We start from the raw sequence: 13,013 nt of genomic DNA on the forward strand, positions 1-13,013 counted from the left end.
CGGTGCGGCGGGGCGTTCCGCCGGTGCTCGGGTCGGTGATGACCCGGCAGGCAGTGTTCGCGCGTCAAACAGCGGTGTCCGGTGCGTGCTCTTGGCCGGTCCTCGCGACGGGGCGAACGCCGCCCGTGGGGGCGCTAGCGGGTCGCTGACGACCGGAAGCGCCGGTACAGCAGCGTCCCGCCGAGCAGCAGGGCCCCGCTTCCCGCCAGCGCGGGCAGGGTCACGTCCGCGCCCGTGTGGGCGAGGGTGACCCCGGCCTGCTGCACCGGGGGCGCCGTCCGTACGGGGGTGTGCGCCTTCGGCGGTGCGGCGGGGCGGGCCGTGCTCGAGGTGTTCGTGGAGGTGTTGCCCACCGACGCGTTGCCGGCCCCGGCCACGCTGACCGAGTTGCCGGTGACGTTCACGGGGATGTCGACCGGGAGTTGCAGGCCGTTGCCCGCGAGCACGCCCGAGGAATCCTTTCCGCCGGTGTGCGCGGTGGCGCCGCCCCCGGACACCGCTCCCTGCCCGGGGACGGACCGGCCCGCGCCCCGGTTCTCGCAGGCGTTTCCCGCCGCCGGGTTCAGCAGCCCCACGACGTCCACGGTGTTGCCGCACACATTGACCGGCACGTGCACCGGGACCTGGAGGGTGCTGCCGGAGATCAGCCCGGGCGAACCCGCCGCGGTGCCGTCCGCCGCGGAGTCCGCGTGCGCCGGCAGCGCCACGGCCATCGCCCCCGAGGCGGCGGCCACGGCGATCAAACCATTCCGGGTAACCCGATTCATAGGTTCCCTGCCTTCCAGACATGGTCGCGAGCACTCGCCCGCACCCCATAAAACGCAGACGAACCATCCGAGTTATGGCTTATCTGCCTTTCACCCCATCGAGTGGCACGGTCGTCGAACCGGCGGGAAGGCCGTCGCGGGCGGCGCAGGGTACGGCAGGCCCCCCGTTCCGCCTGTCCGGAGACGCGCTCCGCAGGGCCCGCCTGTGGTGATCACAGGGTCGCCGCCGGAGCCGTACGGGGACCTGCCGCCGAACGGCGGCTCCTGCGGCCCTGAGCCGCCCGGCTGAGCCGGGCTCAGGTGAGGGAGAGCTCCGGGGTGTAGAGGTCCAGCCAGAGGGCCAGGTCCAGGGCCCGTTCCAGGCCGTGGCGCGAGGCCTGGGTGATCTGCGGGGTGTCGCGGCGGGCGGCCCGCCGCAGCCGTTCGCGGTCGACCAGGTCGAAGACGGGGTGGGAGGGGCGGGCGGGGAGGTCCTTGGCGTGTTCCTGGAGGGCGAGGGCGTACTTGGGGTCCTGAGTGGAGGGGTAGGGGCTCTTGACCCTGTCGTACACGGACTTCGGGATCAGGTCCGCGGCCGCCTCCCGCAGCAGGCTCTTCTCGCGTCCGTCGAAGGACTTCAGCGCCCAGGGCGTGTTGTAGACGTACTCGACCAGCCGGTGGTCGCAGAACGGCACCCGCACCTCCAGGCCGACCGCCATGCTCGTACGGTCCTTGCGGTCGAGCAGGACCCGTACGAAGCGGGTCAGGTGCAGGTGGCAGATCTGCCGCATCCGGTACTCGAAGTCGCTCTCGCCCTCCAGGCGCGCGATGTCCGCGACGGCCGTGCGGTAACCGTCGGCGATGTACGCCCTGAGGTCCAGGGTCTCGGTGAGGTCGGGGCGCAGGACGTCGGCGTCCTCGCCCCAGTGGTGGTGTCGCGGTCGTCGGTGTGCGGCCGGGTCTCCAACTGCCAGTAGACGCGCCGGTGCACGCCCCGCCGGTCGACGGTGACGACGGTGCCGGGCTCCACCTCGCGCATACCGTCCCAGATGGCATGCCCGGGCGTCCTGACCAGTGCGAGCAGCTCCCGCAGCCCGTCGAGGCGGACCCGGGCGGAGGCCAGCGGGTTGGCGAGGATCGCCTTGGGTTCGGAGCCGAAGAGGACGCCGTCGGGGGTCGGGTGGTAGTAGATGGGCTTGATGCCCATGCGGTCGCGGATCATCACGAGTGTGCCGCGGCGGCCGTCCCAGAGGGCGAAGGCGTACATGCCGTTGAGACGCTCGGCGAGCGCGTCGCCCCACTCGCGGTAGGCGCGCAGCACGACCTCGGTGTCCGAGTCGGTGGTGAAGCGGTGGCCCAGGGCGGTCAGTTCACGGCGCAGCTCGGTGAAGCTGTAGGTCTCCCCCGAGTACACGAGCGCGACGGTGCCCTCCGGGGTCTCGGCGGTCATCGGCTGGCGTCCGCCGGGCAGGTCGATGATCGCGAGCCTGCGGTGGCCGAGGGCGGCGGCACCGCCGATCCAGGTGCCGCTGTCGTCGGGACCGCGGCAGGCCATGGTCCGCGTCATCGCATCCAATGTGGCGGTCTAGGTCCGCGGATCACGGTCGCAGGAAACCCACCCGGTGATGCCGCACATGCGTTGCCTCCCGCGTCCGATCGCCGGGGACACCGCGTTCACCTGCGGCTTCGCAAGGATCGAGGTTCGCCCCGACAAACCAGTTGTATTAAGCAGCTATATGTCGAGCGTGTGTCATGCCGCGGCAGGCGGTCAACGCGTCCGCACCTCGACCGGGCTCCCCCTCCCCACTGTTTCGGCCGGGTTTTACGTCTCGTGTACGCGCCGAGGGGCCTGATCGAGGGACGCGGCCGTCAGGTCTCGGCCACGGGCAAAGAGTTTCCCAACCTTCCGGTTCCTCTCGGGGGCCGCCGGCTCGCGGGACGGCGCTGCCGCCCAGCCGGATGCCACAGTAATCACTTTGCCCACAGTTGCCCCGAATGCCCGACAAGCGAATCGGTCCTAAGGTGCTGATATGGAGCATGCCCTCAGTCCCACGACTCTCGCGGAACTGCGCCGGCCACGGCCCTACCCCGCGGTGTCGGTGCTGACGCCGACGCACCGCCGCGCGACCGAGCACGCGGAGGACCGGGTACGGCTGCGCAACGCGCTGGCCGACGCCAAGAAGCAACTCGAGGCCGATCCGGCGGTCCCCAGGGAACGCCGTATCGACGTCGCGGACCAGCTCGACCAGGCACTCGCCGAGGTCGACCTCGGACACGCCGAGGACGGCCTGGTCATCTTCGCCGCACCGGGCGAGCACCAGGTGTGGTCGCTGGCCCGTACGGTGCCCGAGCGTGTGGTGCTCTCGGACACCTTCCTGACCCGCAACCTGGTGGCCGCGCAGGTCGCCGAGCGGCCGTTCTGGGTGCTCACGGTCTCGGCCGACCGGGTGACGCTGTGGAACGGCGGTGCAGGCCACGTCGTGGAGGAGCGCGTCGGCGGCTTCCCGCTCACCCGGAGCCGGGAGAACTTCGACGCCGAGCGCCAGATGCAGATCGGCGACATGCCGAGCACGTCCCGCGACGAGACGACCCGCCGCTTCCTGCGCGAGGCCGACACCGCGATGAGCAGGATCCTGCGCCGGTATCCGCGCCCCCTCTACGTCGCCGGCGAGCAGGCCGCGCTCTCCGTTCTGGACGAGCTCGGCACCGTCACCAAGGACGCGGTCCACGTCCGCCACGGCGGTCTCGCCCACGGCACCCCCGACGCCGTGTGGCAGGCCGTCCGGCCGGTGATCGCCGCCGAGGAGCACAGGACCGTCGAGACGGTCAGCCGTGAGCTGGAGTCGGCCCGCGGCCGCAAGGCGTTCGCCGCCGGTGTCGACGAGGTCTGGCAGAACGCCTCCGACGGACGCATCCGGCTTCTGGCGGTGGAGGAGAACTACCGCGTCACGGTCCGCGCCGACGGCGGCGACCACCTGGTGCCGGCCGAGAGCGGCGACCTGGACGCCCGCGAGGACATCGTGGACGAGATCGTGGAGCGCTGCCTGGACACCGGCGCCGACGTCCGCTTCGTCCCCGACGGCGCCCTGGGCGACGCACAGGGGATCGCCGGGGTGCTCCGCTACTGATCCGCTCCCCCGCCGAGGCTTCTGCCGGGGCCGTCCACTGCGCGGTCTACCCTGCCGGGGACGGTCCGCGGACAGGGAGGGCGGGGGCACATGGGCGATCTGCTGGGTGTGGCGGTACTGGGTGCGGGGCACATGGGCGCCGACCACATACGCCGGCTGGACCGCGTGGTGAGCGGAGCCAGGGTGGTGGCCGTGGCGGATCCCGAGACGGACCGCGCCGACGAGGCCACGGCCGGTGTCGAAGGCGTTCTGGTGCACGCGGAACCCGAGGCCGCGCTGGACGCGCCCGGTGTCCAGGCCGTGCTGATCGCCTCGCCGGGCCCGGCCCACGAGGAGGCGCTGCTCGCGGCCTTCGCGCGCGGACTGCCGGTGCTGTGCGAGAAGCCGCTGGTGCCGGACGCGGCCGGGGCGCTGCGCGTGGTGGAGGCGGAGTCCCGGCTCGGCCGGCGCCTCACGCAGGTGGGGTTCATGCGCCGGTACGACGCGGAGTACCTGCGGCTGAAGTCGCTGCTGGACAGCGGCCGGCTGGGGAGGGCGCTGATGCTGCACTGCACGCACCGCAACGTCTCCTCACCTCCCGGTTTCACCACCGCCATGCTGATCAACAGCTCCGTCTCGCACGAGATCGACGCGGCCCGCTGGCTGCTGGGCCAGGAGCCGACCGCGGTGACCGTGCTGTGCCCCGGGCCGTCCCCGAAGGCTCCGGACGGCCTGCTCGACCCTCAGTTCGTACTGTTCGAGACGTCGGGGGGCGCCCTCGTCGATGTGGAGATCTTCGTCAACACCGGCTTCGGCTACCAGGTGCGCTGCGAGGCCGTCTGCGAGGGCGGCAGCGCCCGCATCGGCGACGGGCACTCCATGGTCGTCACGACCGCGGACGGCGCGCGTGAGGAGGTCGCGCAGGACTATCTCGTCCGGTTCGCCGACGCCTACGACCGTGAGGTGCAGGCCTGGGTCGACGCCACCCGGCGGGGGCGGGTCACCGGGCCCTCCGCGTGGGACGGCTATGCGGCCTCCGTGGTCGCCGAGGCGGGCGTGCGGGCGCAGGAGAGCGGCGCCCGGGAGGCGGTCACCCTGGCTCCGCGCCCCGAGCTGTACGGGGGCGATGACCGTTGACAGCCTCAGCGGACCCGCACACGTATTCATCACCCGTACACGTGCACGATCTGACGTCTGCCCCGCGAACGCCAAGTGGCGTACGCTGCCTACGACTTGCTCGGCCGGACTGGCCCGTCACCGGCTCCGACCACACCTTCCGCAAGCCTTTGGCATATGCCAGAAGCACCACCGTATCGGGTGTTGCCAAATCCCTTACGCCCCGTCGTCGGCTGTGCCACAGTCGTAACGGTCCTTCCGCCGGACCTGGTCGAACCGTCCCCGCATCGGAGCGCGTCATGCCACCCCATCTCTCCGCGGACCGCCCCGCCCCCCCGCCGCCCGGCCGTGACTCGGTCGACGCGCTCATCTCGCAGACCCGGCGGCTGCGCGGCGAGGTGGACGCCGTACGGCGTGAGGCGCCCGAGGACGGCACGGACCCCGAGACCCGGTGGCAGCGGGCGCTGTGCGACCTCGCACTGCACCAACTCAGCGACCTGGACGCCCACTTGGCACAGTTGCGCGACGGCCCGCCACCCGTGCCCGCGGGACCTCCCGCCCCGCCGCCCGTCGGCTCCCTGCTCAGCCGGGTCGGCAGCGCGGAGTGGAACCTGCTGTCCGACGAGGCGAGTTGGTCGGGCGAGCTGTACCAGATCCTCGGCCGCGAACCCTCGTCCCCCGCGCTCACCCTCGACGAACTGCCCTCGCTGGTGCACGACGAGGACCGGCCGCTGGTGACGGCGATGGTGACGGACTGCCTGGTCGACGGCAAGCCCATCGACGGGGAGTTCCGGATCCGTCGCCCCGACGGCGAGGTCCGCACGGTGCACATGATGGGCGAGCCGGTGCTCGACGCCGACGGCAGCACCGCCTCGATGTGGGCCGTGCTGCGGGACGTCAGCGAACTGCGCCGCAGCCAACGGACGGTGCGCGAGACCGGCGACGCGATGCAGCGCCACCGGGCCCGGACCGAACACCGGCTCGCGGCCGAGCTCCAGGAGGCCGTGCTGCCTCAGCGGCGCGGCTCGCTACGGCTCCCGCGACAGGGCACCGGCGCCCTGGACCTGGCCGCCCGCCATCTTCCCGCGTCCACGAGCGCGCCGATCGGCGGCCACTGGTACGACGCGTTCGACCTGCCCGACGGGGACACGCTGCTCGGCGCCGGCGACCTCACCGGACACGGCATGACCGTCGCCTCCGGCATGGCGACCCTGATCGGTGCCCTCCGGGGCATGGCCATGACCGGCACCGCGCCCGGCCGGCTCCTGGGCTGGCTCAACCAGCTCCTGGACGCTTCCGACCAGCCGGCCCTGGGCAGCGCGGTGTGCTGCCGCTATCGGCCCGCCACGCGCACCCTGAGCTGGGCGCAGGCAGGGCACCCCGCCCCGCTGCTGTTCCGCGACGGGACGGGGCGCGTGCTGGCCGGACCCGAGGGCGTCCTGCTCGGGGCGAGGCCCCAAGCCGCCTATGGGCAGGCCGAGGAGACCCTTAGGGAAGGCGACCTGCTGCTCCTGTACACCCACGGGCTGGTCCCGCGGCACACCGGCACGGAGGCCGTGCAGAGGCTGCTCGACCTGGCTCCGCGCCTCCGCGCAGACCGCACGGCCCAGGACTGCGTACGGACTGTCGTGGAGGAGTTCGGCGAGAGCGGGCGCGAGGACGACGCTTGCGTGCTCGTCGCCAGGGTGGTCTCCTGACGGTCAGGGAGGCGGGGCAGGACGACGGCTCCGCCCTGTTCTCGGCACGGACGTACAGGCCCCCTATGCCTGCGCCCAGTTGCCACCCCTCGGCTTGGACACGCTCTTCGGGAGCGCCTGTTCGATCTCCTCACGCAGGTCCTGGACCTTCGGATAGCTCGAGTACTGCGCGGTGAGCCGGTACATCTCACGCAGCCGGTCCCAGGTGCGCTGGGAGGAGTTGGCCCCCATGGACGTCAGGGCCAGGCGGGCGTAGCGGTCGGCCTGTTCGGGGTCGTCGGCGATGAAGCAGGCGGACGCCATGGAGATGTGGTCGAAGATCTTCGACCGGTCCCGGCCGGCTCCGCGCAGCTCCAGCGCCTCCTTGGCGTGGCGCTGCGCGATGAGGGCAGCGCCGGGCTCGTGTTCGGCGAGGGTGCGGTAGGCCAGGGCCTGCATGCCGTGCAGGTCCGCCTCGTCGAACATCTGCATCCAGCTCGGCGGGGGCACGTCCCCCTTGTCGGAGACGAACAGGTCCTCCGCCTCGCCGAGGGTGCGCCGCATGGCCTGTCCCTTGCCCATCGACGCCTGCGCCCAGGCCTCGATGGTGCAGAGCATGGCCTTGGTGCGCGGCAGCACCTCGTCGCCGGAGCCCGACCTTGCGAGCTGCATCAGGTCCAGGGCGTCGTCGGGACGGCCGAGGTGCACCATCTGCCGGGCGGCGCGCGAGAGCGCCTCCCCGGCGCGGGGCCGGTCGCCGCCCTCGCGGGCCGCGTGCGCGGCGATGACGAAGTACTTCTGTGCCGTGGGCTCCAGGCCGATGTCGTGCGACATCCAGCCCGCGAGAACCGCGAGGTTGGCGGCGACGCCCCACAGGCGGCGCTGCAGATGGTCGGGGTGGCGGTAGGCGAGCATGCCTCCCACCTCGTTGAGCTGTCCCACGACCGCCTTGCGCTGCAGGCCGCCGCCGCGGGCCGCGTCCCAGGCCCGGAACACCTCCACCGAGCGCTCCAGCTCCTCGACCTCCTGCGACCCGATGGGGGCGGCCTCGTATCGGTCGAACCCGGCGAGGTCGGCGTGCAGGGGGTCGTCGTAGCGGGGGGCGTCGGCCGCCAGGGCCGGATCGGTGCGCAGCCAGTCGTGCATGGCGCTGCTGAGTGCGGATCCTGCGGCGAGCGCGGCGCCCGCGCCCACCAAGCCGCGTCGGTTGAGCATGAGGTCCATTCCCGTGAATTCGGTGAGGACCGCAGCCGTCCGCTCGGGCGCCCATGGCACTCCGTCGGGGTGCTTCGCACTCCCTTCGTCACGCCGTCTCCCCGCGCGCCCGTGCCGGACCAGACCGAGGTCCTCGATGGTCACGACACGGCCGAGTCGCTCGGTGAACAGCGCCGCCAGCACCCGAGGCACGGGATCGCGCGGGATCTCTCCCATGTCGATCCAACGCCGCACCCGGGAGGTGTCGGTCGCCAGCTGGGGGTGGCCCATGGCCGCCGCCTTCCGGTTGACCATCCTCGCGAGTTCGCCCTTGGACCAGCCGGCCAGGCCGAACAGGTCCGCGAGGCGGGTGTTGGGTTGTCCGCTCACATCAAGCCCCCAGGTTCTCGGCTGAGTTGACAGTAGCCCGCTGTCAGTTGCAGCGGGACTATTCGCCAGGGTTCGCCAGGGTGCGCCAGATGGTGTGCCACGGCCCATCGGGTGTCAGGTAGGAACGCGCCACCCCGACCCGGTCGCCGCAGGGACATTCCCCAGGGTGCGCCGGCGGCGGCCGGGCCGGGTGGGCGCGGAATTCGCAGGCACACGAAGGGATCTGTCTCACCTATGTACGCAGCATCGTCCTCCGTGTCCGCCCCGACCCGGCCGCTGCGCCCCCGCCCGGGCGCCGGCGGCCCCTACCTCGAGCCCGCGCGACCGGCGGCCCCCGTGCTCGGTGCCGACAGGACGCGGCGCGTTCCGGGCGTCGGCACCCAGCCGCTCAGCGGGAGAATCGACTTGTCCGGCCCCCAGGGCGCGCAACTGCGCACGGCGATCGCCTCGGTGCACCGCATCTGCCCGGAGTTCACCCCGGTGCAGGTGCTGCGCCGCAGCGGGCGCTCCGTGCTCCTCGTCGGCACGACGGGGCGCAGTACGGCCGTGGCCAAGTGTTTACTGGACCACTCCCCCATCTGGTCCGAGCGCTTCAGGCACGAAATAGCGGCGTACCGGTCGTTCGTCCGGCACCGCCCTCCGGTGCGGGCGCCTCGACTGATCGCGGCGGACCCTGACAACTGCACCCTGGTCATCGAGCGGATGCCCGGCCGGGTGGCCGCGCTGCAGCGGCATCCGGTGGAGGCGCCGCCGCGCGCGGACATCCGGGCGGCCCTGGGCGCGATCTGCCGGCTGAACGCGTGGCGTCCCCCGGCGGGCACGTTCGGCGCCCCGCTGGACTACGCGGAGCGGATCTCGCGCTTCCACGATCTGGGGCTGCTCACGGACCGGGACATGGGCGATCTGCAGAAGCTGCTGCACGGCATCGCCCACGCGGCGGGCCGGCAGGGCATGGGCCAGTTCTGCCACGGCGACGCCCTGCTGTCGAACGTCCTGCTCTCGCCGGCTGGCCCGGTGCTGCTGGACTGGGAGCACGCGGGCTGGTACCTGCCCGGGTACGACCTGGCGACGCTGTGGGCCGTACTCGGCGACGCCCCCGTGGCGCGGCGTCAGATCAGCCAGATCGCGCAGTCGGCGGGACCGGCCTCGCGCGACGCCTTCCTGGTGAACCTGATGCTCGTCCTCACCCGCGAGATCCGCACGTACGAGACGGCCGTGCAGCGTTCGATGCACGACACGACCCCGGCGGCACCGGGAGTGGCCCACCCGGGCGCTGCGCCTTCCGGCGAGGAGCAGCGGCTGCTGCTGCGGCGGCTGCACGACGACTGCCAGATGGCCCGGCGGGCCGTACGAGCGGCGGTCGGCACTCGCTGACGGGGACGTAGGTCCGCGGAGCGCTCACGAAGGTGGCGCACCGCGGACCTTCGTCGTGTCCGGCCGGCCAGGGCCCCTTCGGCGGCCCGCCGTTCGGCTCATTGGTCCACGCCAGTGACGCTCCGCAGGCCCTGTCACCGCCGCGGCGAAACTCCCGGCAACCGCTGCTGACGTGGGAATTCACCTGCGTGCAGGCATGATTGACGGATCGTCGGTCACCGAGTACCACTGACGGACGTTCGGCCCCGCACGCCCCAGAGCGCCCGACCGTCCCAGGAGGCTGCATTGCGAGGATCCACCACCGGCCCCCATGCCCCCGCCGGGCACAGACGCACCTCCCGAACCGCGGGCGCCGTCGCCTCGGCGGCACTGCTGCTGCCGCTGCTGGGCGCCGCCCCGGCCCCCGGGCAGGACACCCCTGCCGGCCTGCAGAGCGCGTTCGCCGCCGCGTCCGCCCAGTACCACGTACCGCGGAGCGTGCTGCTCGGCGTCTCCTACCTCCAGTCCCGCTGGGACACGCACGGCGGCGCGCCGAGCGTCGCGGGCGGTTACGGCCCCATGCATCTGACGGACGCCCGCACCGCGATCGCCACCGAGGCGGCGCACCACGGCGAGGCCGCGGACGACGCGCGCGGCGACCAGGCCCGTCCCGCGCTGCTGCCCACCACGCAGGTGCCGGCCGACGCACAGCTGCCGGCCCGGCTGAAGACGCTGACCCGGGCCGCCACGCTGACCGGCCTGCCGGCCGAGCGGCTGCGCACCGACCCGGCGGCGAACATCGCGGGCGGGGCCGCCCTGCTCGCCGCCGCGCAGAAACACCTCGGCGAGCCGCTGAGCGCCGACCCGGCCGACTGGTACGGGGCGGTGGCCGAGTTCTCCGGCGCGGACGACACCGCCACGGCGGCCGCGTACGCGAACGACGTCTTCGCGGTGCTGCGCGAGGGCGAGCAGCGCACCACGGACACCGGTGAGAGCGTAGGGCTCGCCGCGGAGCCGGGCCTCGCACCCGACACCGCACAGCTGGGGCGCGCCGGGCTCCGCGCGGCCGACGCGGACGGGACCGAGTGCCCGAGGAGCGTGTCCTGCGAGTGGATCCCGGCACCGTACGCGCAGTTCGGCGACAACGACTACGGCAACCACGACCTGGCGGACCGGCCGGGCTCGCAACGCATCAGGTACATCGTCATTCATGACACGGAAGGCCAGTGGGAGGGCGTCCTCAAGCTGATCCAGGACCCGACCTATGTGTCGTGGAACTACACCGTGCGCTCCACGGACGGACTGATCGCCCAGCACGTGAGGGCGAAGGACGTGGCCTGGCACGCGGGCAACTGGTACATCAACGCCTCGTCGGTCGGCATCGAGCACGAGGGGTTCCTCGCCTCGCCGGACGCCTGGTACACGGAGGCGATGTACCGCTCGTCGGCGCGGCTGGTGAGGTACCTCGCCGGGAGGTACGGCATCCCGCTGGACCGCCAGCACATCCTCGGCCACGACAACGTTCCGGGCCCGACGTCGTCGTACATCCCGGGGATGCACACGGACCCGGGCCCGTACTGGGACTGGCGGCACTACTTCGAGCTGCTGGGCAGGCCGTTGCACGCCACGGCCGGGCCGATGGGCGGGCTGGTGACGATCCTGCCGGACTACGCGGCGAACCAACCGCGGTACACGGGCTGCACCACCGCGGGCGAACCCTGCGCGGCGCACGGCTCCAGCGAGGTCCGGCTGTACAGCGCGCCGGACGAGTCCGCGCCGCTGATCAAGGACATCGGCCTCCACCCCAAGGGCGGCGACTCGACGATCGACGTGAACGACGTCGGCTCGCGGGCCTCCACGGGCCAGCGGTACGCGGTCGCGGACCGGGACGGGGACTGGACGGCGATCTGGTACCTGGGCCAGAAGGCCTGGTTCAGGAACCCGAGGAAGCAGCCCACGGCGGTGAACGCGTCCGGGTTCGTGGTGACGCCCAGGGACGGTCTCCCGGACATCCCGGTGTACGGCCGCGCCTACCCCGAGAAGGAGGCGTACCCGGAGGGGGTGCCCGTGCAGTCGGTCTCGCCGCTGCCGTACCGGCTGCCGGCGGGCCAGCGGTATCCGATCGGCGGCGTGGTGCCGGGTGAGTACTACTACTCGACAACCTTCACCACGGACTCGCACCGGGTGGTGGCCGGCAAGGACCTGTACTACGAGATCCAGTTCGGCCACCGGGTGGCGTTCGTCCGGGCGGCGGACGTGCGGGTGGTGCCGTCGGCGTCGTAGCGCGAACGGAAGGGCCGGGACCACGGCTGGTCCCGGCCCTCCGGTGCCTTCGGGCGTGTCAGCCCTGCTGGAACAGCTCCGCGGGCAGGGGCTTCAGCAGCGCGTACAGGTCGTCGGTGATGGGGCGGTCCCAGGCGGCGATGGTCACCAGGACGCCGTCGCTGCGGTCGAACTGGACGCAGGAGATCCGGCCCTCGGAGAGCTTGAGGCGGCGCACGATGAGGAGGTTGTCACCCTGCATCACCGGGATGTCCTCGCTGCCGACGACGGTGACCTCCTCGTCGTTCTCCAGCGCGAGCAGGAGCTGGGCCACCTCGAAGGGGACCTCGCCCTCGGCGACGTCGCGGGCCGGGGAGCCCTCCGGCAGATTACCGATGATCATCGCGGGGCCGCGACCGCCGAAGAGGTCGTAGCGCAGGAAGACGCCCTGGCAGCTGCCGTCGGGCGCGGGCAGCAGACCGGCACCGAGATTGCCCGGCCAGTCACCCGGGTCCATGGCCAGTACGTCGAAGTCGGGCCCGGCGGGGGTGGCACTGCGGCGGCGGAGGAAGGACATGCCGCCATGGTACGTGCCCGACCGCGAAACCGGGCCCGCCCCCTGGCGAGGCCGATCACGCTCCGCCGGGCGTCAGCCGATCATGCGCGCCACACTTGAGCCGATCATGTACGGCGTGCTTGAGCCGATCACGCGCCGTGCGCTCGAGCCGATCACGCTCCGCCGAGCGGGACGCGCCGCGCGATCACTTGGCGCCGTCTGATCCGCCAACCGTCCCGGCCGCGTGCGACCGTGTCGTCGTAGGTCACGCTTCCGCAGGTGCCGTCGGCGTGGACACCGAGGCCCTTGGACAGGGCGCGCACCTGCCCGGGGGTGATCTCGGTGAGGACGACGTTGGTCATGTGGTGCGCGACCGGGTTCGCCGCGCCGAGGGCGAGGGATGTCCCAGCTCATACAGTGTTTCCATGAGTCGATCGAAGTTACCGAAGGCCACCATCACGCCGGGCGAGCCCACAGCGATCTACTACCGCATCTCGCACACGAAGGACGAGGACCAAACCGGCGTCGACCGGCAGGAACGCATCTGCCGGGAGATGGCAGCGGCCCGGGCTTTAGGACGACGCTGGCATCGCTTGGTGTTTCCTCAGCCCAT

9 protein-coding genes and 1 pseudogene are annotated in these 13,013 nt (G+C 72.3%); 5 read left to right on the forward strand and 5 right to left on the reverse strand.

From position 1 onward, the window contains the following. Positions 1 to 134: 134 nt before the first annotated feature. Both ACIRC0_RS00570 and ACIRC0_RS00575 read right to left on the reverse strand, forming a co-directional pair. Positions 135 to 743, reverse strand: coding sequence for a chaplin (locus ACIRC0_RS00570; protein WP_403609356.1), 609 nt, complete (start codon positions 741 to 743; stop codon positions 135 to 137). A 320-nt stretch (positions 744 to 1,063) separates the two neighbouring features. Continuing rightward, a pseudogene (locus tag ACIRC0_RS00575) lies at positions 1,064 to 2,322 on the reverse strand (asparagine synthetase B family protein). Positions 2,323 to 2,776: 454 nt separating this feature from the next. On the opposite strand from ACIRC0_RS00575, the gene ACIRC0_RS00580 reads away from it, so the two are divergent. From ACIRC0_RS00580 to ACIRC0_RS00590, 3 genes are all read left to right on the forward strand, one after another. After that, on the forward strand, positions 2,777 to 3,874 hold the full coding sequence (locus ACIRC0_RS00580; protein WP_403609359.1) for a chemotaxis protein: 1,098 nt from the start codon (positions 2,777 to 2,779) through the stop codon (positions 3,872 to 3,874). A gap of 90 nt (positions 3,875 to 3,964) precedes the next feature. Next, positions 3,965 to 4,990: a Gfo/Idh/MocA family protein gene (locus tag ACIRC0_RS00585; RefSeq protein WP_403609361.1), complete on the forward strand. Its 1,026-nt coding sequence runs from the start codon at positions 3,965 to 3,967 to the stop codon at positions 4,988 to 4,990. 278 nt (positions 4,991 to 5,268) lie between these two features. Then, positions 5,269 to 6,666: a PP2C family protein-serine/threonine phosphatase gene (locus ACIRC0_RS00590; protein ID WP_403609364.1), complete on the forward strand. Its 1,398-nt coding sequence runs from the start codon at positions 5,269 to 5,271 to the stop codon at positions 6,664 to 6,666. 63 nt (positions 6,667 to 6,729) lie between these two features. Here ACIRC0_RS00590 and ACIRC0_RS00595 read toward each other — a convergent pair whose 3' ends face one another. Next, positions 6,730 to 8,229: a hypothetical protein gene (locus ACIRC0_RS00595; RefSeq protein WP_403609366.1), complete on the reverse strand. Its 1,500-nt coding sequence runs from the start codon at positions 8,227 to 8,229 to the stop codon at positions 6,730 to 6,732. A 234-nt stretch (positions 8,230 to 8,463) separates the two neighbouring features. Here ACIRC0_RS00595 and ACIRC0_RS00600 point away from each other — a divergent pair, with 234 nt between their 5' ends. Together ACIRC0_RS00600 and ACIRC0_RS00605 are read left to right on the forward strand one after the other, a co-directional pair. After that, a complete protein-coding gene (locus ACIRC0_RS00600) occupies positions 8,464 to 9,603 on the forward strand; it encodes an aminoglycoside phosphotransferase family protein (protein ID WP_403609369.1) in 1,140 nt (379 codons plus the stop codon). A gap of 285 nt (positions 9,604 to 9,888) precedes the next feature. Next, a complete protein-coding gene (locus ACIRC0_RS00605; protein ID WP_403609372.1) occupies positions 9,889 to 11,865 on the forward strand; it encodes an N-acetylmuramoyl-L-alanine amidase in 1,977 nt (658 codons plus the stop codon). A gap of 58 nt (positions 11,866 to 11,923) precedes the next feature. Here the strand turns inward: ACIRC0_RS00605 and ACIRC0_RS00610 are convergent, their stop codons facing one another. Together ACIRC0_RS00610 and ACIRC0_RS00615 are read right to left on the reverse strand one after the other, a co-directional pair. Continuing rightward, complete coding sequence (locus ACIRC0_RS00610; protein WP_103844891.1) at positions 11,924 to 12,421, reverse strand: hypothetical protein; 498 nt, start codon at positions 12,419 to 12,421, stop codon at positions 11,924 to 11,926. 152 nt (positions 12,422 to 12,573) lie between these two features. Further along, the gene (locus tag ACIRC0_RS00615; protein WP_403609375.1) at positions 12,574 to 12,762 is read right to left on the reverse strand and encodes a hypothetical protein; all 189 of its coding nucleotides are present in this window, start codon (positions 12,760 to 12,762) and stop codon (positions 12,574 to 12,576) included. Between the last annotated feature and the right edge of the window lie 251 nt (positions 12,763 to 13,013).

Source organism: Streptomyces sp. NPDC093984 (assembly GCF_044764595.1).
Lineage (GTDB): Bacteria > Actinomycetota > Actinomycetes > Streptomycetales > Streptomycetaceae > Streptomyces > Streptomyces cynarae.